Genomic DNA, 22,217 nt, shown 5'->3' with positions numbered 1-22,217 from the left:
CCAAAGAAAAAACAAATCTCATCCCAACCAACCATTAGTAGAGAGGCCTTTCAGGCCCATTTAACCAAACAATCCACCCTGCACGCCTGCATTTTGGGATATATTCTTTCTGACTGATTTGACATCCCTTTTCGATTCAGCATTTTTGCACGCAGCCTCATGCCTTGCTTTGTTTAGCATCGCCAACCGATACAACAACCCCTCTCTTGCCTTTTCACTTATCGTGAATCGTGTATTTTTCCCCTCCGGCAAGTACGCCACGCCATGAAAACCGTGAGAAAGATCAATGTCATCAAACCCATATGCGCGCAAAACTTCATTATTTAATTCAGCCTGCAATTTTCTGAGGCTCTTTATTTCAGCGGTAACGACAGCAGGGTTATGGAAATCGTTGTAAAATTTTGTCATACCCTTGTCGTTTTCGACCATGTAAGCAGAGCGCTCATGAAAATATCGTTCACCCAGGCCTCCAAGTGCTTCATTATCTCCATCCAACACCCCATCAGGAAAAGGAAATGTTTCAAACACATCGCCGTGCGTGTAGCGCAAATCTTGCTTCATTCGAGAGCCATATTCCCATGCCCAAACCGCATGAATATCGGATGACAAACAGGCAAACAATGAGAAGCTATCGCTAGCCACGACACAGAGCGAATGGGCATAAACGTATGAGTTTGGAACCAGGGTAAAACAGGGGTACTTTGTTGCACCCGTTGCGAACACAATGACTCGCTCTAAAGGTATTTGGCTTTTATCCCAACCTTTCGGATGCTTCATGAAAGAATCGCCTCGACCTAAAGCATGGAACAAAGCAGGTCTTTTTTCTGCGTACTGCCACCAGCGCTGAGGCAAGGGGCTTCGAAGTGCGTATTCATTACTGTCGTCTTTGAGCCTCTGGCGCACCGGTTTCACGTATTTTTTAACGTGCTCATATGCAGATTGTAGATTTTCTGCGCCCACCTCATCCCAATCGAAAAAGTTGATAACCTTTCTACCTGGTTGATGGACTGGCGACTGATTAACTTCTTTCCCAATAAGGTAATCAAAAATAACATTACACGACCCATCGCCTTTCAATCTCCAGTCAGCGCATGTATCTTCGTCGACTAAAAAACCATCACCCAGAATAATAACACCCTGAAAAACAAGACCTTTACTTCCGGCCAACTTCACGGGGCGCCAATTCTCCCTCTGAGTCAGTGATGAGCTTATTTGAGGAACAGCCTGTGAGGATAGATATTTGGTGCCCTGCCAATTTTCTTTTGCAATGTACACACTACTCGTAACCACATTTGCCGAACCAGGCCAGACAAGATTAGGTCTGGCCCTAAAAACTGTCGATCCAGCCTCAAGCACTGAATCAAGGCCGACTTCACGTGTATTACCTTCCGATATGGTATTGACTGCAATCAATCCGAAATAACCATTTGGTGATAACAATTGATTTGATCTGATAAAAAAGTACGCAACCAAATCGGCTGAACCACGCCTACCCTGAGCGATACACTCAACCAAATAATCTCGATAGCGCCCCCCCATAACCCCCGTTATCTTTTGCCCGCCCAAAAAGGGAGGATTGCCCACTATTGCATCAAATCCCCCTCGACCACTAATGAAAACCTCGGGAAACTCCAAGGGCCAATGCATTGGGCTTCTTGGCTCTCTGTCCGTTGGCAGATCAGACATCAAAGCTTCATTACTGAGCTTCTGCAAAGCAGTAAATACACCTTTTTCCCCAGCAAACAATTGGCCCGCCTTATCTGACAATGATATTGCGATTCTTTCGGCAACATTTTCCCTACCGCCAGACGTTATCACCTCACCCAAAAATGCATTAGCAATTAATTCTGACGCTGTAAGTTTTTCACGTGCTCCCATATCCAGCGCAGCCATCGCCTCTACATCATGAATGTCACGGATAGGCATTGCTCTGAGCTGTTTGCGAAGTTGAATTACTTCTTTAACTGCCTGTTTAATATTTTGACCAAATAAACGCTGCTGGCCTTTACCGGACGGACTCATTGAGAGCTCTGTTAACTGATCCAGTCGGTGGATGCCCAACAGGCTGTCGCCGGCACGCAAGTTGTGATCAAGAAAAGCGAAGGGCCGCCCCTTTGCCAACGTCACTAACCAGATTGATAGTTTGGCTAGCTCAACAGCCAGTGGATTCACGTCGACACCATAGAGGCACCGCTCCGCAATAAGTTGGCGTGCTATCACCGCGCGCGCTTCGCTGTCGCGGGGTAGCAATTCACCGACAGCTCCTGATTCCAGAACCTCTCCATCCACACTTACGGTTTTTCCAGCCACCTCTACCTGTGCCCAAGACTCGACTAGCCGATCAGACAACCAGCGGCAAACTTGCACCAGAAAAGCACCGGACCCCATAGCCGGGTCGCAGATTTTTAGGTCAAGAAGCTCTTTGGGTGACCTCAGCCTCCAATGATCACGCGGCACACCCTCAGCAGGACCAACATAGGCCACCGGAGTGAGAGTCTCAGCCACGATCTGCTCAGTCATAGATTTCGGGGTGTAGTGCGTGCCGGTTTCCCGCCGGTCGGAACCAGCGGTAACAATAAAAGCGCCAGCTGGATATACAAGCGGATAGCCCCAAGGGTCAGTCCGCAGCAAATGGGCATAGGGCTTGACGCGGTCACGTAGCTCGGTGTCGCCCTGGCAAGCTGTCAGCAGCCGATCAGCCAGAGCGTCATCGACGGGTTTGGCTAGATCATTGCGCACCCGGCTAGCAGAGCTGCCGGAACGTTCTTCCAGCAACTCGGCTAATCGGGCAGCGCCATCCAAGTGAGCCGAATCCAGTTCGGCCAGTTTTATCCATGGTGACTTGGCGCTCTTAGTAGCATCCAGTTCCAGCGTGACTTCATCAGTACGCTTGACGGTCCGCTCTAGCAGCCCCTCGTACACGTAGCCGATTTGTTCGACATCTAACGCACGGTAAGACAGCGTGCGGCCCTGGAATTGTTGAATCGCTTCCAGCAACAGCAGCACGGTACGGTTGTCGATAGGCAGCGGTGTGGCTGCATCAGTACGCCAGTTCGCCCCCTTGGCCCGACCTTCGAGGAATGGGAATCTATCCGGATTGAACAGTGATCCGCCCAACGCTGGGAGACGCATGTTTTCGTGTTCAATTCCACCGTACACGGCGCGGAAGATTGCCAGCAGCCGAGACCAGGCATCCCAACGACGCTCAAGAACCTCATCGGATTCTTTACGCAACTGCAGACGCAAGGTTGAGAGTGCGTAGTAGGCTTCATAGCGTTCGTCGCCCATCAACAGCAGGCCACGCTCTTCGGCGGAGAGCAGGAACACCAAGCGCATCATCACCGTCAACGCGGCCTCATACAGCTCGGGTTCTTTAACGTCGTGCAAGAGCTCTCTGTTGCGATCCTGATCAGCTTTGTCGAGGGATTGAATCAACACCTCGACGGCACGGCGCACCTGCTCGCCAAGGGCGTCGGTGACTTCGTCCTGGAATTTCAGGGAGCGATCCAACAATGCGGGCAGCTGTTCGGATTCGTCGACAAAGAAACGACGAATACCGAGCAGGTGCACGAAGGCCTGTAGGGTAATGGGCTCCTGACTCCAAATGCGAGCATACCAACTAGCAAAGGTGCTGACGGCCCCCACGGGCGCATCCACCAGCATCCAGCGCTCCCCGTTGGTCACGAGTCCGAGGCGGCACCCAAGCAAACGGCACATTTGCACCATACGTTCAGCGGGGGAGGCGGCCCAGCCGTCTTGTTTCAGAGTGACATCAAGATCAATATCTTGCGAATAGGTTTGGATCAGCAGCAGTGGCTTGTTAGAACTCTGCTCATCAATAACCGCCAGGTCCGGCGATAGCGTCAAGCCTTGCTCAGGCAAGCTAGCCTCAAGGTTAGCGGTGCACCAATCGGCACGTTTGAGGACATCGCCTTTTCCGTCATCATCAAGCTCGAGAACGCGCGACAGCACTTCGTCGATCCATGCTGCATGCAAGTCGGGGAACTGCGCGTCCTCCAACTCCAGCGCTTCGCGCCACTCCTCATAAGCCTGGCGCAAGCGCTTCCGTTTTACGCCATCAAGCTCCTCTAGTCCTTGTGGAAATGCCTCCTTCAGAACAGGCACAGCAAGAAATGGGCCAGAGATCTCAATTAGTGACAGCCACTCATCATGCAAACTGAGCTTACTCATGCGGCATCTCCATTCACTGCAGACTCTGGTAGCAGGAAGATCACAGCAACCGGGAAAGTCCGGTCGCTCAGTTTCGCATATCGGATATCAATGGCCTCGGCCTCCTGCTGGCGTTCGTCTGGTATGCGGTCAAGACGAGCCTCCAGTGCGGCGGTATCACGCCTGAGCTGTGTTCGCTCATCCTCGGTAAAAAGAGTGAACTGTTCTGGCTGAACATCTTTATCCAATTCAGCACGGATGGCCTTTTCCAGCTCATCAAGCACGGCTTCAATGTCAGCCACTTCCTGCTGCTTACGCGATTGCAGGGTATTTGCCAGGTACTTGAGCCGATCTTTCGACCGAGCATCGACAGACTGCAAAATCGAACTCTCTGCGCGATCGAAACGCATGCGTATGGCGTCGAATAGCGAGTCTGAAGCTGTTATTGGTTTGGCTTGATCCAACCATTGCTGGATTTTGGTGACCCCGTCTTCACGCCGGAACGTTTTATCCCCCAGATAGCCACCTGCTGCCGTCAGCTCTTCGTGGAGGCGGTGATGGTTACCACCAGTGACAACCAGCCGCGAGATGACGACCACGGCCGGACCATCAATTAGTTCGTCAGGCACAGAGCGCACAGTGACTCGATGCAGCTTTTTCACATCCTCCTGTGCCCACACTTCGGCGCGCAGTAAGCGCAGGCACATTTTTACCAACCGATGATTGAGGTGAACCAACACCACATCGTCACGCCCGGTAGCGACAGCGTGATCGAATGTGATGGGCCTGACCTGCAATGTGTGAGGGTGACGCAGCCCCTCAAGGCATCTAGCCCATGAGCCAGATAGTGCAGGCATCTTAAATACCGTTCCCGACGGAGCTCCCGCCAAGTCTAAGGGCTCTAGCGGTGGGCGACCCGCTAAATTTAGGCCAACCTTAACCGCCATGAGGATGTGCTCAGGCGTGAGATGAAAATCCTGCTGAGTGGCGAGGAGTCGTTCATGCAGCTTGGCAACCCGATCTTTAAGTTCCCTCTCGGCTCGCACGAAACGTCTTGCCTTTGCAATTTTTGCCTCAGCAATACGTGTATCAAGGTCTTTCAGGGAGCCTTCGATGAGCCCTGACATCTGTGGCGCGATGACCGGATTGACGCTACCCATATCTTCTCGCATGGATTCAAGCTTTCGCAGCGCTCTGATGATATCGTCGCCGTGACCGCCAATCGATTCCTTTCCCTGTTCACCGCCATCGACAGGATGCCATATCAACACTTCCTTCTGGCGCTGCCCGTGTCGATCAATACGACCGTTGCGCTGTTCCATCACGTTGGGGTTGTAAGGGATCTCCAAATGAATGAGACAGTTACAGTGGTTCTGCAAATCGATACCTTCGGATGCGGCATCGGTGGCCAGCAGAATGCGTACCGCCGAATCTTTGGGCGAGGCCTGGAAGGCAGCTTTGACTTTCTCTCGCTCGTCCTGCGCCATGCCGCCGTGAAGGATGGCCAGACGATCGCCCCCGAAATCGTGACTAGCCAGGATCTGGTGCATCCACTGGTGAGTGGTGCGATATTCGGTAAACAAGATCACCCGACGATCATTCCACTCCCCGTCAGTCTTGAGGTTAGCAGTGAGCCAGTCGAGGACTGCTTTGGCTTTAGCATCCACCTGGTTCTTGGCCGTTTGCGCCCACGATCTCAGTTCGTTCAGCATCTGCTGCTGGTCTGCTGTCAGCGGTTGCGCACGGCGTGAAGCCTCTTCGACAGCCTCGGATTGGGCGTTTTCGACTTCTTGGTCGTTGGCGTAGTCTTCATCGGCTCGCAGGATGGCCTTGCGTAAGATGCGCTCCGCCATTGCGTCCTTGTCTTTGCGCTGATGGCCATTGGCCAAACTCGCAATATGCTTCTCGAGGGTGGATGCGAAGGCGGCGGGAGAGGAAAAGAGCCGTTTCTTGAGGAGCCGGTTGACGAACGACGTTCCGAAAGCATTACCTGCTTTTTCTGCGCTCCGTTCCCGGCTTACGCAGTAGTCATTCAGTTTTTGGTGAATTTCGCGCTCTTGTGCGGAGTACGAGGCGAGCAATGCTTGTAGCCTGCGCTGCGGATAGAGCGGCTTGCCTTCCGCATCGACCAGGTCGCTCTTGAGGCGACGTATCATCACCTGACTCAACTGCTTCTCATCGGGCAGAATGTTTCTGGCGAAACGCTGGTCGTCCAGCAGCTCCAGCAGAGAGGTGAAGGATTCCGTGTAGCCATTATGTGGCGTAGCAGTTAGAAACAATCGATGCTGAAAATGTGGACTAATGGAGCGAATGAAGCGCGTCCGCTGACTCTCTAGCGCGTAGTGCGCACCGGCTGCGGGAGCGATGTTGTGTGCTTCATCGACGACAAGCATGTCGAATTTGCGGGGATAGCTGGTACGAGCAGGTAGAATATCGCGCATCGCACGAAGCCCTTCACCACTCTTGATCCAATCCATAGACGCGATCAAGCGCGGATGTGAGGTCCACGGATTTGCGTGGATACCGCGCTCTCGACGCAGCTGTTTGATATACGCGCTATCAACGATGCGGAACTCAAGACCGAACTTCTCCAGCATCTCCATCCGCCACTTCTCTTGCAGAGATGCGGGACAGACAATCAAAACGGTACGAGCTCGATGCCGAAGGAGCATCTCTTGAATGACCAGCCCCGCCTCAATGGTCTTTCCTAGACCAACATCATCAGCGATAAGCAGGTTAACGCGAGCCATATCAATCGCACGCACTAAGGGGTCAAGCTGAAAGTCTTCAATGCTTACACCGCTCCTGAATGGAGCCTGCAAAAACCCCTTATCGGCATTGGTAGCAGCCCCCCACCGCACAGCGTCAAGGAATGCCTCCAGCGTATCTGAGTCGTCCTGGCCCGTGATGGACGGCAGGCCTGCACGCTCAATAACCTGCACGCCAGGCTCAATATCCCAGATAACCTCAAGGGACTCTCCTAGCCCATCCTCATCTATCGAGCTTAAAGAGACAAGAAATCGCCCATTACCTGAAGCCCCTTTATCAGATACAGTTTTCTTGTTGACCGTGTAGCCCCCTGCCGAGTCCCTAACCTCATGGGCTTCTGCAAGTGATGACGCAGAGACATCTGAAACTATCCACTGCCTTCTTCTGACTTCAACGAGCTGTCCAGGCTCAGGGATAACAGGGCCCACTACAACCTCTCCGTCCTTAGTCTGCATCGATATCCTTTCTTTTCTCTTTATTGGCTAGTTATTAGGCCAAGCCGACTTCCACCAAATGACCTTTGATGCTTCGTGCAATAGCTCGCCCCAAGTCAACAGGCACAGCATTCCCAATCAGTCTTCCCAAGACCTTGAAACTCACCTTCTCCCCCTTAGGGATGAACTCATAGTTACGAGGAAAGCTTTGTATGATGGCAGCTTCACGTAATGTTATTGCTCGATCTTGTTCAGGGTGTCCAAACCTTCCATTTCCAAAGCCATAGCACTGCGTGGTCATCGTAGGAGCAGGCTTATCCCACTCCATTCGTCCATAGACGCCAGGATAGGTTCGGCCACTTTCTGATTTATGGCATTCGGCAACCAGTTCGCTAGGCCAATCTCTCCAAGTTCCTCCCGGTTTCGAAGCCTTGATCCGGAGCAAATTCTTCTCGGACAGCGTAGCTGCAACATGCAGCTTATCTCTAGGAGCCGCCTCCCCCGCTGAAAGGGGCCTCAACTTCTTAATTGCTTGGCTTACGGTTTTTGGTTTTTTGTGGGTTGCGTCAATCATCTTGATGGAGCCATGCTTTGAAGCTAGCAAGACCATCCTCCTCCGTGTTTGAGGAACGCCATAATGAGTGCTATCTACAACGTCATACCAAACGTTGTAATTGGAACGCTTCAACTCATCTACGAAATCATGGAAAACTTGATGTTTCACAACGGTGGGAACATTTTCCATGGTAATAACATCAGGATGGGTCTCTTTCACCAGTCGCGCAAAGTGGTACAACAATCCCCAGCGGCCATTTTTTCCATCCGACTCATAGCGCTGTGCATAGGTCGAAAACGGCTGGCATGGTGCGCAGCCAGCGAGGATCTTTAGTTTCGCACCACCAAAAAGGTCCATTAGTTCGGAGGACGCTAACTTGCTAACGTCTCGCTCTAAAAACTTTGCTTGGTTATTAGCCTCATAGGGGTACTGACATGCCGGATCCAGATCTATTCCAGCTGTAACGTGAAGCCCTTCTTGAACGAATCCATGCGTCAACCCTCCTGCACCACAAAACAGGTCAATACAAGCCAAGTTCGCCATACCAAGCCACATCCCAAAAGTAAAACCACTAGTCATTGAAGTTATATTCGGATAGGCAATGAGAGAAGGCCTGAAATGAATATAACGGAAGCACATCCCCCCTCATCTGCATACCCGCTAGCACATCTAGAGGGGGCTGAATACGCTGCTTAGAATTCTAGGTTCCTGCAGCATCAATTACCAACTGATCAAAAAACAACCGCCCCACAAGAAAACCAATAACTGCTTGATTTTTAATGAAATAATTTTTCTCCGCAGCCATAGGACATTCAAAATATTTTCAAACACATATCACCTCCATGAAGCCAGGAAGGAATGGCCTTCCTGAACCCTATCTCATGGAGGTTTCATGATCATTCAATGTCCGTCCTGTCGCTCCATCCGAGTCGTCGCCTTGCAGATTGGTCGCAAAGTAGGCGGCTCTGTCGGCACGGTTGCTGGTGCCGCCAGCGGCGTTGCCATGGCGACTAGCGGAGCTCGCGTAGGGGCTACCGTCGGCATGGCGTTTGGGCCTGCTGGATCTGCGATTGGCGGCATCGCCGGTGCTGTGCTTGGTGGCCTGGCCGGTGGAGTCGCCGGCGGTGAAGCAGGAGCTGCATTGGGCTCCCGGCTCGACGATACCTATCTCGACAACCTGGAATGCCTGGATTGCAAGCACAGCTTTCGCCTGGATTCCGAGTAACCCCTTCTCTTATCCCTTATCTACTCATTTTTGAAGCCCGCCTTGTGCGGGCTTCTTTATGCCGCTTTGGAGGCCTGAATGGATATTCCCACTTTCGTAAAGAACGAGCAGGGCTTGTACCACGTACAGGGCTACGTGAAGCCGGAGGAGATTGTCAGCACTGCTGCCACCATCCTGCTGGATGAGCTCACCGACCTGGAAGCGCTGACCGCGCCTACTGATGTCGCCCAGTTCCTGCAGCTGGCTCTGGCCCAGGAGAAGAACGAGGTCTTCTCCGCCATCTTCCTTAACAACAAACATAAGGTGCTCCGTTTCGAGACCTTGTTCAACGGCACCATTGATAGCTCTGCGGTTTACCCCCGTGTGGTGGTGCAGCGTGCGCTGGATTGCAATGCCGCAGCCATCATCTTCGCCCACAACCATCCCTCGGGTTGTAGCGAGCCCTCTAATGCGGACCGGCAGATCACCAAACGCCTCACCGATGCCCTCGCACTGATCGATGTGCGGGTGCTGGACCACTTTGTGGTGTCCCGTTCTGGCTACGTCAGCCTGGCCGAGCGCGGCTGGCTCTAACCCTGCCCTATTGGGCATACCGTCTTATTACAGGAGATTGACCATGGCACATCTTGTCGAAAACATGGCCTATGTGGGCCGTACACCCTGGCACGGGCTGGGTAACCAGCTGGCCACCCAACAACCACTGGAAGTCTGGATGCGCGAAGCCGGCATGGATTGGGAGATCCGTGAGACCCCGGTTCGCTTTATCAGTAGCGAGGCTGGCGCTCTCGGGCAGATATCATCTTTCCCGGATCAGAAGGTACTGTTCCGCTCTGACAATCAGGAGCCCCTGTCGGTAGTGAGCAACCGCTTCAAGGTGGTTCAGCCCCGAGAGGTGCTGGAGTTCTACCGGGATCTCACCGAGCAGTCCGGCTTTGAGCTGGAGACCGCTGGCGTCCTGAAAGGTGGCCGCAAGCTGTGGGCGCTGGCACGTACCGGGCAGACCGGCTCCTTGGCAGGCAATGACCAGACCAACGGCTACGTGCTACTGGCCACGGCCTGTGACGGCACCTTGGCCACTACGGCGCAGTTCACCAGTATCCGGGTGGTGTGCAATAACACCCTCGCCGTCGCGCTGAATGGCAACACCCATGCGGTGAAGGTACGTCATAGCACCACCTTCGATCCGCAAGCGGTGAAGCAGCAGCTAGGGATTTCGGTCTCTGCCTGGGATGACTTCATGTATCGCCTGAAAGCCTTGAGCGAACGGCGCATCACCCGCAAGACCGCCGAGAAGGTCATGCAGACCATCTTCACGGATACCAGCTATCAGCCACCCGGCATGCCGGTGAAGGCCAACGAACAGGCCATGAAGAAAGCCATGGCCTTGTACGACGGTGCCGGTCGCGGGTCGGAGCTGGCGTCCGCCAAGAATACGGCCTACGGCCTACTCAATGCGGTCACCGAGTTCGTGGACCATGAACGCCGCGCTCGCAGCACGGACAACCGGCTGGACTCAGCCTGGTTCGGTAAGGGCGCCCAGATCAAGCAGCGTGCTCTGGAGCAAACCTCCCTGCTAGTCGCCTGATCCAGCCTGACCGCTTACCTCTCCCCTCTCTCTTCTTCCTTTTAAAAGACAACTGGAGAACCCCATGAATCTGAAATGGCTCTACCGCCTGTTGGCGGTATGGGACTGTCGCCCTATGCCTGCTGAATTGTCAGCGGTGTGGGGCGCGTTCCTGCATGAAGGCCTGATGTGCCATCCCGGTCCGGGTCGGGCTCGCCGCATCCTGGAGACCTGGGACAGTGGCTGTATCGAGCTGATCATCGCCACCTGTGAGTACCTGGACCCACTCTGGCAGACCGTCTCTCACATCTGGTTCGAACCCCGTGGTCGCCCTGGCATCTTCGAGTACGAAGTGGTCAGCGAGTTGGGCGAGTGGCTCGGTGAACAATTACTGACTCACGGCCACCTGCCCAGCAATAAAGAGGCGGAGCGTTACATCGAGGCGCTGGTGAATGACTTCTTCGAGATTGGCGAGGAAGGCCCTTCCTCTTCAGGTCGAGCCGCATGATGTCATTTAGGCACCACTCACATTCACCTTTCATTCCTTACCCCTAGCCCCGGCCTCTGTGCCGGGGCTTTTCTTTGTCTGGAGCATTCTCATGGCACAACCGAAAAGCACCGCACCCGGCCAGCGCCCTGCCCTGCGCCTGGTGTCGACCAAACGCATGAACCGCGAAGACTGGCTGAAGATCCGCAAGCAAGGCATCGGTGCCAGTGATGCCGCTGCAGCGGTAGGTATCAGCCCGTACCAGTCCCCACTGGAACTGTGGATGATCAAGACCGGGCGGGATGGTCTGTTACCCGCCCCTGATCCCGATGACATTCAGTCCCCCCTGTACTGGGGCACGCTGCTGGAGCCGAAGGTAGCCGAGGCTTACGCCAAGATCACCGGCAACAAGGTACGGCGCGTGAATGCCGTGCTGCAGCACCCGGATGACGACAAGCCCTGGATGCTCGCGAACCTGGATTACGCCGTCGTCGGTAATGACGATGTTCAGATACTCGAATGTAAGACCACAGGACAGTACGGGGCCAAGCTGTGGACGGACGGGGTTCCCGAGTACATCCAGTGTCAGGTGCAGCATCAGCTGGCGGTTACCGGCAAGCAGGCTGCCGATGTGGCCGTGCTGATCTGCGGGCAAGAGTTGCAGATCCATCGGATCGCGCGGGATGAGGCACTGATTGCTCACCTGTACGAGCTGGAGCGGGAATTCTGGCAGTTGGTGGAAGCGGACACCCCACCGGACCCGGATGGCTCCGACTCTGCCGGGAACGCCCTGCAAGCCCTCTACCCCCAGGATAAAGGGGAAACCGTGGATCTCACGGATAACCCGGCCATGGAAGGCGACTTCAATGAGCTGCTGGATCTGCGGGACACCCTGGGCCGGTTGAACGAGCGAGAGTCCACCCTCAAGCAACGCATCCAGCAGACCATGGGGCTGGCCAGCAAGGCCACCTTCACCGAGGGCTCCGTGACCTGGAAGCGCAGCAAGGACTCCACCAGCCTGGACAGCAAAGCTCTGCTGCAAGATCAGCCTGATCTGCTCAAGCACTACCCCAAGCACAGGGCGGGCAGTCGCCGGTTCCTGGTGCGCCCCAACCCCTAACCCAACTCAAAGCGGCATAACAGCCGGGCTTGGCCCGGCTGCGTGTCTATGTCTGCACTCAGGAGAATCCCATGATTAAAGGACTCGCGATTACCCCACCCGTGATCGGCCGCATCAGTATTGGCCGTGTAGTGGAGAAGAACGGCAAGCGTCTGCCGGAGAAAGACGACCAATTCACCATCACCACCCAGATCCAGACCAAGGAGGGCTGGCTGCCTCACCCGCTTGATGAAGGCTTGCGTAAGGAAACCCAGGGCAGCAAGCTGCGCAGCATTCCCATTACCCTGCCCTTCAATGACCCGGATCTGAACCTACGGGCCGAATACACCTTCTTCGAACGCAAGAGCGGCAGGCCCCTGTGTGCGGGCAATGGGGAGACATGCCGACGGCATACAGAGAATGGACTGGAATCACTGCCCTGCCCCTCACCGGATCTGTGCGACTACGGCAGCCATGGGCTGTGTAAGCCCTATGGTCGGCTGTACGTCCAGATCGGTGACGATGATGAGCTGGGCTGCTTTGTGTTCCGAACTACTGGCTACAACAGCATCCGCACCCTCGCCGCTCGCCTGCGTTACTTCCATGCCATCAGTGGCGGCAACCTAGCGACCCTGCCCCTGGAACTCAAGTTACGGGGCAAGAGCACCACCCAGAGCCACCGGGCACCAATCTACTACGTGGATTTGACCCTGAGAGCGGATCAAGACATGAAGGAGGCTGTCACCCATGCCAAGGAAGAAGCGAAGGGGCGTGAGACTCTGGGAATCAGCCAGGCAGAGCTGGATAAGGTCGCTCAGGCGGGCCTGATGAATGCGCAGTTCGAGTATGCGGAAGATGAGGGTCTGCAGGTGGTGGAGGAGTTTTCAGGCGAGGGCTCAGCTCAAACCAGAGACTCCCGCAACCAACCCACTTCCGCACTCAGCAATAAGCTGGCAGGAAAACAGTCTGCGGGTTAATCCACAACTCTCTGAAGCATCGAACGGCCTGATCCACATAGGTGGATTGGGCTTCCTAATGAGTGGCCCGCACGCAGCTCCAGACCAGCAAACACAGACGCCACAGACTTAATCCTGCCCATCCTCGAGGGAAGATGTGATGTTTTAAGGGCATAGCATCACACGAAATGCCTTAAATGCGATGTTATTTGGGTATAGGCTGCTTGCAATCACTACCCAAGAGGAAATCGGCGTGGCGAAGAACATCGATGTAGACAAAACCATCATCAAGAAGCTCAGAGTTAATCAGAAACATACTCAGCTATCACTGGCCCTGGAAATTGGAGTCTCTCGTAGAGCTATCTCGTGTATAGAAAATACGGGCAGCACCAGCAAGCAAACAGCAGAGAAACTAGCCAAGGCTTTCGGCGTATCCTTCAATTATCTCACTGGTAACGACGAGTCCGACTTTCTCCCTTCTCCGTTTTATTGCGAACTCATTGAATCCGGAAGCCCTTCGCAACAAGCACGGAGTCAGCTATTCAATAGTGAGACTGAACTACTGGCATTTCTTGATCAGCAGATTAATCAAGAGCGCCCATTTCGTATCGGGGGAAGAATCCCCGGCGAATACTCGGATTTCCCGACTAAGTCGCTACCGACATACTCCATTGAGGGTGTGAACTGCACGCTGAGAATCCCCTTAAGAGAAGAAGAACCAGACCCAGAGGAAAATGACGGCAGAATACTGACTTTCACTTTTCGAGAACTGCGACTTCAGACAGATGTCGGTCTTACCTGGCAGCCTCTGCAAAAATGGATATCAATTTACATAAACCAAAACCTAAGCCGGACTCTCAATAAATACTACCCGGAATATATCTTCCTGGGGGAACACAGGGGCAATAGAGCTCAATTCCTTGTCGTTCTCAGTGATGAGACCCAACAAGTAGAAACGGAAACGCTGCTGTTGGAGGGGCTTTGGCCTGTACGCCAGTTTGCCACGTGGTTTAGCCATCACTTACCTCCCTTAGCGGCAAGAAAGATTCCTTCTGATAACAGGGTTTCATTCAGACTATCCCCTGGAGATCACTCTTTACCAGAAAGAAGGATAGACATCTTAAGGGTTGATCCAGTTACAGAGACTAAAGCTCCATTTCCTGAGGTATGGCAAGAATCTGTAATAACCGCATTATCGTGGAGCAAGTCGATTAACAAAGCAGGAATACCGGACAATTCAGCTATGCCAACTCTCGAAGAATTCTCACATTTAATTCGAGATTAAATCGATTCTAAACAAAAGAATCAGCGGCATTTGTATCCAAACCTTACAGCAAGAGAATAACTATGGAAGTCAATTTCATCGGCCCTTTGGGCAAAGTAACTGGGTCGTGCACATGGATGCGAGATCAAAAAAAGGGGTGGAGTTTCTTAATCGATTGCGGAATGCAGCAGGGGGAGGTCACCGCTGATGAATGGAATCATCAGACATGGCCATTTGAGCCTTCTGAGATTAAATTCATTGTTCTCACTCATGCCCATATGGATCATAGCGGCCTTATACCTTCGCTCTACGATTCGGGTTTTAATGGAAAGGTATACTGCACCGAAGAAACCGCAGCTATAGCAGATACTCAATACAGAAACTCGATACACTTGAATCCCGACCTATTCAACCAGAAAAATATCGACGGCATTAAATGGTGTCATTTCAAAAAAGAGCCAATCCTGGGAAGCTACCATCCTGTTGATAATGACCTTTTTATCCAGTTCCTGAGAACCGGCCACATCCTTGGCGCAGTGTCTGTTGGCATTTTCTGGGGCCCACCAAGGTCACCAGAGCAACGAAGCATCGTTTTTTCAGGAGATATTGGCCCTCAGAGCGAAGAGCATGAAGCATTACCAACCATTCGCCACTTTATGAATCCTGGAAAGCATAATTATGCGGTTATGGAATCTACCTATGGTTCCACCAACCGTACCTCCACGGAAAAAGATCCCGGCACTCGAAGAGCCCACCTGAAGTCGCTTGTTGACAGAACCATGAGCAATCAGGGAACGCTAATCATCCCAGCATTTGCGTTAGGCCGAAGCCAGGACATCCTTTTCGATCTGCATGCCATCGCCGCTGAAGAACCTGACCAATATGAACGCATTGATTTTTACTATGACTTTCCACTTGGTAAGGAAATCATAGATAGAACGGCCCCTTTCTGGTCAAAAACGGAAAGCAACCTGAAGAAAACCAGACCGCTGTGGCTAGGAAAGCAGATCTTTAAGCTTCTTGGACTGACCAACAACGATCCAGAGCACCTGCAGCAGGCGATCAAGGCAATGTTATCCATTAGCCTTCATCAAGATGATCCAGATTGGGCTGGATTGGAAGGTGGAAATAAAATAGCAGAAAACTGGAAGCCTATTGTGGCCAACAACCCTCCATCACCAGATGAAGTAGCATCATCCAACCGCCCAACTGTCATCATCACAGGGTCAGGAAATGGCGACGCTGGAAAAGCCTCATCTTGGCTTTCCAATCTTTTAACAAAAGACACCACGACCGTGGCAGTAACAGGGTACTGTGGCTCGAAGACCGTCTGCGGAAAGCTGCTCTCTATCAAGAGCTTGTCAATCCCCAACAGGAGAATGAGCGAAAACATCATCGAGTGGTCAAATATCGATCGCAGCGTTGCCGTGGCTGACATTCGAGCAAGTATTGAGGAAATTAAAGGTTACTCTGCTCATGGGGACCAAGAAGACCTTTTGAACTGGGCGCTGCGCAATGCAATAGATGGCTACTTACCAGCCGGGGATACTTTTTTTCTTCAACATGGTGATAACCATAACAGGAATTCACTAAGAACGGCGCTTTACAAGAAAGCCCAGGAGCTTGGCTTTAATATCGATGTACAGCTGCCAGAGGCAACCACAGGCTGGATATCACTTGAATCTAGCGAGAGCGCCCACAGGGATGCCGATTTCGAGCTCATCATGGAAATGCTACATCAGCGTCCGGAGTTAAAAGGCATGATTAGGGAGAAAGAGGAGAGCCAAAGCTAACACGTAACCCCCTTAGTCGAGAGATCACGACTTTTTAACGCTTAGGCAAACCGCACATAACCCGGCTTCCGATAGGAAGCCGGGCTTTACTACACATGATCCGACCCTGCCGGACCGACTCAACCTATCTATTTATCCAGCAATGTTCCAGAAGAATCAAACGCCGCAATTCCTGAACGCAGGGAATCTCTACTATCATCAAAGGCAGATGAAAAGAGCCCACCCACAAAAATTTCATTACCCCGCGAAGCAAGACTATTAACCACACCTCCAGTACCTGGCTGCCAACCGGTCAATGACCCCGTGGAAGAAAATGCGGCCAACCCCCTGCGAGCTTGGCCATTTGCAGAGTTAAACCAACCAGACAGATACAGCTGCTCATCACTTACAAGTAAAGTGGCGACATTCCCATCTAACCCAGCATCCCACACCGTAACATCGCCACCAGGAGTAAATGACGCCACCCCCTTTCGGGCTGCTGTACCATTATCTCCGCTTGCATAGTCGAAGCTACCTGCGACGTACACATTCCCCTCAAAGACGTCAATATCAACTACACCTCCATCAACGGTTGGCTTCCAAGGCAACAATTCGCCGGAGAGAGAAAATTCGGCTAGATCAGTCCTAGAAGAAGCCCCCTCTTCGTCAAATGCCTCATCAAAGTTCCCGCCAACATACAGACTGGACACATCCAGTTTAAGTGAGCGTGTGTATCCAATTACCCCTGAAGAGAAAGGCATTAGCCCCCCGCTCACGTCAAAAGCAGCCAAATTCGAGCGATTTTCAATCACGCCATTGTCACCAGCGTACTGAAACAGCCCAGCGACATAAACAACACCTCCACCTATTTCGATATCATAAACCTGATGACTGGAGTTGCAGTTCGTGCCACTTGCACCCGAACAAACGAATGGATCCCAACTCATAAGATCGCCATTCTTATTAAAGGCGGCCAAGTCACCTCGTGCCGTACTAGCAATTCCATCTCCCGCTGCGAAAAACCTACCACCTGCATAAATGATTTCATTGCTAATAGCTAACGTATTTACAGGACCATCCGTTCCTGGATTCCAGCTCGTTAAAAACCCCTCACTGTCGAAAGCAGCCAGATTACGCCGCAATGGCCCGCCCGCAACGCTGAAAGCACCTCCAACAAATGCCGACCCTCCATCAGTCCTCATTACATAAGCACCACTTCCTACTCTAAAACCTTGACCTGTAGGATCACCGGGGACCAACGGAAAGCCAACATCATTTGAATAGAATGATAACGTCTCTTCGTCATATGGGCCTTTGGCACTGGTAAACACAGTATCCCCATGAATAAATAACGATTGCACGCTCCCCGAAACCGAAGGGGCCCATGCAGTTAACGTACCGACAGAGTTTGTTGAAAAGGCCGCGACTTTAGACCTGGTTTTTGTACTAGGAGCTGTCGCGCCGACATAACCGCTCCTTGCCAAGCCAAAATTACCACCAACATACAGAGTGTCGTCCTTAAGCCCCATCGTAGAAATTGCGCCATTTATATATGGGTTCCATTCAGTGTTGGATATTCCTGTATCCCCATCAAGCGCAAATAAATAGCCAGGCCCGGCTATACATCGAAAGCCACTACCACTGCGCCCACCACCGACATATACAGTTCCGTCAGCAGAAGCCAACAGAGAGGCAACACACTCAAGATCACCCGCATCAGTCGTCAACACCTGTTTTGTGGATAAGCTTAGTCTGACAAGGCCACCGTAAGGGCTTGCTCCCCAAACGCCTGCAACAGATGAGAAATACCCGCCCACATAAAGGCTATCAGAGGCTTGTTCGAGTGCCAGAACAGGCCCGTCAAACAATGGATTCCATGACAGAAGAAGGCCGTCTTCATCAAAAGCGGCAAAACGCCCCCTAGCAATTGTTGCACTTCCATTTCCAGCAGCCAGGAAGTCCCCACCTGCCACAATCATCCCTTGAACTTTACTCAACGCGTATACAGGACCATCCGCACCGGGATTCCATGAGCTTAACTGACCACTAGCATCGATATGCGCCAATCTGAGCCGGCTCATTCCAGCAACTTTTGTGAAGTCCCCTCCAAAGTACCAGCCACCCTTTCCATCACTTACCGCTGCATATACCGTTCCGGAGACCTCCGGCATTGCCAACACATGGGGCCTATCCTGCACATCATTAACAGCAAAAGCTGCTGCCGAACCGGTATTCATCCCAGCAGCATAAAACTGACCGCCTACGTACCTGACTCCATCCGAATCAAGCACTTGATCATTGACCTTATTTATCGGCCCACCTACTCCCCAGGTCCTTTGTCGAAACTGAGTCCAGTCTCCAACGTGACCATTTCTTTCTAGCGCAAAGTAGACCGGCTCATTAACTTCCAGACCATTAATAATGACAGGAGAGGCAACAGAAAGTCTTAGCTCGACTCCATAACTCGAATATTGACTAATATCTGCCGCAGGGTCGCCTGAGACATATAGGTTATAACTCTCACCGATGCTTTCATCCCAGCTAACCTCCACCGAGGTCATGGATACAGGATCAATATGCAAGTCACCTTGATGCATTTTTTTAAGCCATGGAGTGTTCGGTAACAGACTAGAAACTTCTTGAGTATGAGTGCTCTCTTCGCCATCAATATTTGTGGTAATGACGAAGTAGTAACGTTGACCGCCATCCAGCTCGTTTAGTACAACCGGGTTAGACACCGACAACACCGCCCCACCACCGGTAAGGCTTAAATAGTTATCAGGGGTAACACCTGGCTCCACTGCATAATAAACATTGTAGCTATCAGCGTTTGGCACCGCGTCCCAATCGAGAACGAGATCCCCGCCAATTGAGCTTGTCTGAATTCCATCGGGTGCCGCCAATTCCTCAACAAACTCAGCTATTACAGACAAATCATCAGTGATCGCTAAATCTGTACGGTTAGCCGTGATCACTCCATCACTCCACTGCACGAAGCGATAACCAGCATCAGGGACAGCGGCCACCACCACACCGTCACTGCCGTGAATTACAGTTTGATTTGCATTACCTGTGATTTCCCCGCCCTGCCCTGCTTGGTATTCCAGGGTATACTGCGCCACTTCAAATGAAGCATTAACAGCAATATCCCCTTCGACTGCCAGATCAATACGTGGGTTCGAAACACTCCCATCACTCCACTGCGTAAACTGGTAACCGATATCTGGTACAGCCTCAACTGGCGAGCCGTCGACTCCATGGAATACCACTTGGCCAACCACCCCAGATATAGAACCGTTACTGTCTGAAGTATAAGTTAGGGTGTATTGGTAAGGAGAAAAGCCTGCCACAACATCAAGATCAGATTGAATATTACTATCTACACGGCTGACAGATGTGTTTCCGTCACTCCAGGTAGTAAAGTAGTAGCCACTATTCGGCACGGCCGTTACTGAGTCACCACTGCCGCCAACGAGCACCTCCTGGGTCGTAGTACCGACCAATGAGCCACCGGACTGAGCGCTATATTGAAGAATGAAAGATTGCTCATCTTGACCACCTGCTCCATGACAAACATAAGTCGTAGACTGGATCTCTACCGCATCAAGAACATTATCAGCGTCGGTATCAAGCCCAGTATTTACTGCGACTCCACCTGCTGCGCAGTTAGCCCCTGCCGGTTCATTGGTATAGGAGACAAGTGAGTTCAGTCCATCTTGACCATCTGCCCCATCCTGACCGTTGGTGCCGTCTTGACCATCAGAGCCATTCAGACCATCTACCCCGTCTTCACCGTTACAAAGAAAGGCTGATTGTTCCACCTCCCCTGATTCAAGAAGACCGTTTGCATTCAGGTCGACCCCGCTCTGGATCAGCTTGCCCCCTTCGGCACAGTTTGCTCCAGGCGCCTCTGTAGAGATGTTGATAAGGGACTGCAGTCCATCCATGCCGTCCTGGCCGTCTGCGCCGTCAGAACCATTACAAACATAGAAACTGGAAGTCACTTCAGTCAGATCCAGGAGGCCATTCCCATCGGCATCTAGCCCGGTATCAATGCGATACCCACCCGATACACACTGGATGCCGGAAGGAATCTGGGTGGACGCCAGAAGCGCATTGAGTCCATCGCCCCCATCCTGACCAGCCTCGCCATTACACAAATAGCTGGTTTGAGTCTCCTCACCCGCATCAAGCTGCCCATTACGGTTAGCATCAACTCCAGAATGGACACGGATGCCACCCGCAGGGCATATAGCTCCAGGGCTTTGTAGCTCAGTTCGGATTAGAGCCGACAGACCATCGGCCCCGTCTTGGCCGTCCTGTCCATCAGTACCATCGGCACCATCTGAACCATTACAGACGAAGGAAGTTTGTTGAATTTCTGCAGCATCAAGTGACCCGCTCTCATTGATATCAATCCCCGCATCAATTCGAACACCACCACTAGGGCATTCCGCACCTGAGCTAATGGCTGTTGTCTGGACAAGAGCCAGGAGCCCGTCAGATCCGTCCTGCCCATCGGCCCCATCCTGACCGTTAGTACCGTCTTGACCATCGGCACCATCTTCGCCATTACACACATAGGAGACTGTCTGGAATTCAGCGGGATCAAGCACCCCATTCAAATTGGCATCAATACCAGAATCGATTCTCGAGCCGCCGGATGGGCAATTCAGCCCTGCAGGCTCCTGGGTGGTTTTGACAAGAACAGGCTTGGCATCCTGCCCGTTACTCCCTCTTACCCCGTCCTTCCCGTCACTGCCCCCACAGGCAGCAAGGGATAACACAAGCAACAGACCAAACATCCATCGAAGGCTGGAAAAAGCCATCAGCGTCTCCTATATGATTCTTATTAGGTCAGCGACGCATCAGAGAGGTGGATACACAAGCAAGGATAAGCGGCTCGCAGGCGCGCGAGCCCCAGAACCAACTAAAATGAAGTTTGCCTTTCCTTGGCATGCCCAGTCCCCCGACACGGGCTATCACATAATGCAAGCAAGAGACGAACTTAGTTCATATTTGGTAAATTATCAATGTTGCATATGCGACAAAGGACACAATGCTCCTCAAATAGGGGTGTACTCAGGAAAATACGGGGAATTCCCTGCCACTCTGCTAGAACCATAACAATCCGCACCCCCACCAAAGTCCTTTGTTCGGATTTTTGCCATGTAGCTCAACCGCTTGAACAATGACAAAAAATCACCAGGGAAATCGACGCTGTAGGCATCCAAGTGGAATTCAGCGTTTCGCGGATGCTCAACCAAGCCAACTCCTTGCACTTCGGTAATCCCCAACGCTGTTGACCAAGCCCGGGTTAAGCGATGATGAAGGGACGCGGCACGTGGCCGCCCAGGAGCGTAAAAAGCATGGTCATCAAGGCATTCCCGTAGTTCATAGTTACCGACTGAGTTGTATGCATCCCGATTAAGGAAGATTGCGACGTGGAAGTGACAGTTCTCTGAACCACTCTTTTCCCTCGCCCACAGACAGGTAATGTCGCTTTGGATAGGCCTCCCTGATTGTCTTGATCGAGCATTCAGATCCGCCTCAACCTGCCGCTTTAGGGACTTCATAAACCGGCTGATCAAACCATTAGCTGGCATGGCGTATCCGTAGGGAAGGCGGAGAACAAACAGCACCACAAAGCTACGCCTGTGTCTCTCTATGGCGCTCCTCATAACATTCAAATTGACTTCAAGGTAGCGCTCTCCATACGGAGCTTGCTTCCCTAGAGGAAGACCTCTCCACTCATCTCCATGGACGAACTTCAGGTTTGGATAGTCTTGATGACGTGACATTAAGCATTTCCTATTTTGGTTTCACCATAGGAAATGCTTGGCTGTAAATTTATACTCGTGAGTTAAAGTGATATTGATTGGATTTAATATCGCCTATCAAAAACCCATTAACGATATCAA

13 protein-coding genes are annotated in these 22,217 nt (G+C 52.2%); 8 read left to right on the top strand and 5 right to left on the bottom strand.

All coding sequences use genetic code 11. The annotated features are described in order from the left end of the window. Positions 1–60 precede the first annotated feature (60 nt). From MWU49_RS14375 to MWU49_RS14365, 3 genes are read right to left on the bottom strand one after another with little or no spacing between them, the layout of a single operon-like run. The gene (locus tag MWU49_RS14375) at positions 61–4,191 is read right to left on the bottom strand and encodes a BREX-1 system adenine-specific DNA-methyltransferase PglX (RefSeq protein WP_246973659.1); all 4,131 of its coding nucleotides are present in this window, start codon (positions 4,189–4,191) and stop codon (positions 61–63) included. Beyond that, positions 4,188–7,394 (bottom strand): DISARM system SNF2-like helicase DrmD, encoded by a 3,207-nt coding sequence (drmD, locus tag MWU49_RS14370; protein WP_246973658.1) that lies wholly within the window; start codon positions 7,392–7,394, stop codon positions 4,188–4,190. Before drmD ends, MWU49_RS14375 begins: the two co-directional genes overlap by 4 nt. Before the next feature lie 34 nt (positions 7,395–7,428). Beyond that, on the bottom strand, positions 7,429–8,568 hold the full coding sequence (locus tag MWU49_RS14365; protein WP_246973657.1) for a DNA cytosine methyltransferase: 1,140 nt from the start codon (positions 8,566–8,568) through the stop codon (positions 7,429–7,431). A gap of 253 nt (positions 8,569–8,821) precedes the next feature. On the opposite strand from MWU49_RS14365, the gene MWU49_RS14360 reads away from it, so the two are divergent. The 8 genes from MWU49_RS14360 (at position 8,822) to MWU49_RS14325 (ending at position 16,317) form a co-directional block, all read left to right on the top strand. Then, positions 8,822–9,154, top strand: coding sequence for a hypothetical protein (locus MWU49_RS14360; RefSeq protein ID WP_246973656.1), 333 nt, complete (start codon positions 8,822–8,824; stop codon positions 9,152–9,154). Positions 9,155–9,232: 78 nt separating this feature from the next. Further along, positions 9,233–9,727 (top strand): DNA repair protein RadC, encoded by a 495-nt coding sequence (gene radC / locus MWU49_RS14355; RefSeq protein WP_246973655.1) that lies wholly within the window; start codon positions 9,233–9,235, stop codon positions 9,725–9,727. 43 nt (positions 9,728–9,770) lie between these two features. Then, positions 9,771–10,739 (top strand): DUF932 domain-containing protein, encoded by a 969-nt coding sequence (locus MWU49_RS14350; RefSeq protein ID WP_246973652.1) that lies wholly within the window; start codon positions 9,771–9,773, stop codon positions 10,737–10,739. A gap of 64 nt (positions 10,740–10,803) precedes the next feature. Continuing rightward, on the top strand, positions 10,804–11,226 hold the full coding sequence (locus tag MWU49_RS14345; protein WP_246973650.1) for a hypothetical protein: 423 nt from the start codon (positions 10,804–10,806) through the stop codon (positions 11,224–11,226). A 91-nt stretch (positions 11,227–11,317) separates the two neighbouring features. Next, a complete protein-coding gene (locus tag MWU49_RS14340) occupies positions 11,318–12,325 on the top strand; it encodes a lambda-exonuclease family protein (RefSeq protein WP_246973648.1) in 1,008 nt (335 codons plus the stop codon). A gap of 71 nt (positions 12,326–12,396) precedes the next feature. Beyond that, positions 12,397–13,281, top strand: a complete 885-nt coding sequence (locus MWU49_RS14335) for a hydrolase or metal-binding protein (RefSeq protein WP_246973646.1) — start codon at positions 12,397–12,399, stop codon at positions 13,279–13,281. A gap of 232 nt (positions 13,282–13,513) precedes the next feature. Further along, entirely contained in the window at positions 13,514–14,545 is a 1,032-nt protein-coding gene (locus MWU49_RS14330) for a helix-turn-helix transcriptional regulator (RefSeq protein WP_246973644.1), read from the top strand. Between the two features lie 62 nt (positions 14,546–14,607). Continuing rightward, a complete protein-coding gene (locus tag MWU49_RS14325; protein WP_246973643.1) occupies positions 14,608–16,317 on the top strand; it encodes an MBL fold metallo-hydrolase in 1,710 nt (569 codons plus the stop codon). A gap of 128 nt (positions 16,318–16,445) precedes the next feature. On the opposite strand, the gene MWU49_RS14320 is transcribed toward MWU49_RS14325, so the two are convergent. After that, positions 16,446–21,125, bottom strand: coding sequence for a hypothetical protein (locus MWU49_RS14320; protein WP_246973642.1), 4,680 nt, complete (start codon positions 21,123–21,125; stop codon positions 16,446–16,448). Positions 21,126–21,362: 237 nt separating this feature from the next. Then, entirely contained in the window at positions 21,363–22,097 is a 735-nt protein-coding gene (locus MWU49_RS14315; RefSeq protein ID WP_246973641.1) for an inovirus Gp2 family protein, read from the bottom strand. Positions 22,098–22,217: the final 120 nt, after the last annotated feature.

This window comes from Alcanivorax sp. S6407 (assembly GCF_023016115.1).
Taxonomy (GTDB): domain Bacteria; phylum Pseudomonadota; class Gammaproteobacteria; order Pseudomonadales; family Alcanivoracaceae; genus Alcanivorax.
The sequence above is the reverse complement of the archived record's forward strand: the minus strand, read 5'-3'. Positions and strand labels throughout refer to the sequence as shown.

Excerpts from the sequence above, each read along its gene's own strand:
- MWU49_RS14375 (WP_246973659.1), bottom strand. The coding sequence starts at position 4,191 with ATGAGTAAGCTCAGTTTGCATGATGAGTGGCTGTCACTAATTGAGATC.
- drmD (WP_246973658.1), bottom strand. The coding sequence starts at position 7,394 with ATGCAGACTAAGGACGGAGAGGTTGTAGTGGGCCCTGTTATCCCTGAG.
- MWU49_RS14365 (WP_246973657.1), bottom strand. The coding sequence starts at position 8,568 with ATGTGCTTCCGTTATATTCATTTCAGGCCTTCTCTCATTGCCTATCCG.
- MWU49_RS14360 (WP_246973656.1), top strand. The coding sequence starts at position 8,822 with ATGATCATTCAATGTCCGTCCTGTCGCTCCATCCGAGTCGTCGCCTTG.
- radC (WP_246973655.1), top strand. The coding sequence starts at position 9,233 with ATGGATATTCCCACTTTCGTAAAGAACGAGCAGGGCTTGTACCACGTA.
- MWU49_RS14350 (WP_246973652.1), top strand. The coding sequence starts at position 9,771 with ATGGCACATCTTGTCGAAAACATGGCCTATGTGGGCCGTACACCCTGG.
- MWU49_RS14345 (WP_246973650.1), top strand. The coding sequence starts at position 10,804 with ATGAATCTGAAATGGCTCTACCGCCTGTTGGCGGTATGGGACTGTCGC.
- MWU49_RS14340 (WP_246973648.1), top strand. The coding sequence starts at position 11,318 with ATGGCACAACCGAAAAGCACCGCACCCGGCCAGCGCCCTGCCCTGCGC.
- MWU49_RS14335 (WP_246973646.1), top strand. The coding sequence starts at position 12,397 with ATGATTAAAGGACTCGCGATTACCCCACCCGTGATCGGCCGCATCAGT.
- MWU49_RS14325 (WP_246973643.1), top strand. The coding sequence starts at position 14,608 with ATGGAAGTCAATTTCATCGGCCCTTTGGGCAAAGTAACTGGGTCGTGC.
- MWU49_RS14320 (WP_246973642.1), bottom strand. The coding sequence starts at position 21,125 with ATGGCTTTTTCCAGCCTTCGATGGATGTTTGGTCTGTTGCTTGTGTTA.
- MWU49_RS14315 (WP_246973641.1), bottom strand. The coding sequence starts at position 22,097 with ATGTCACGTCATCAAGACTATCCAAACCTGAAGTTCGTCCATGGAGAT.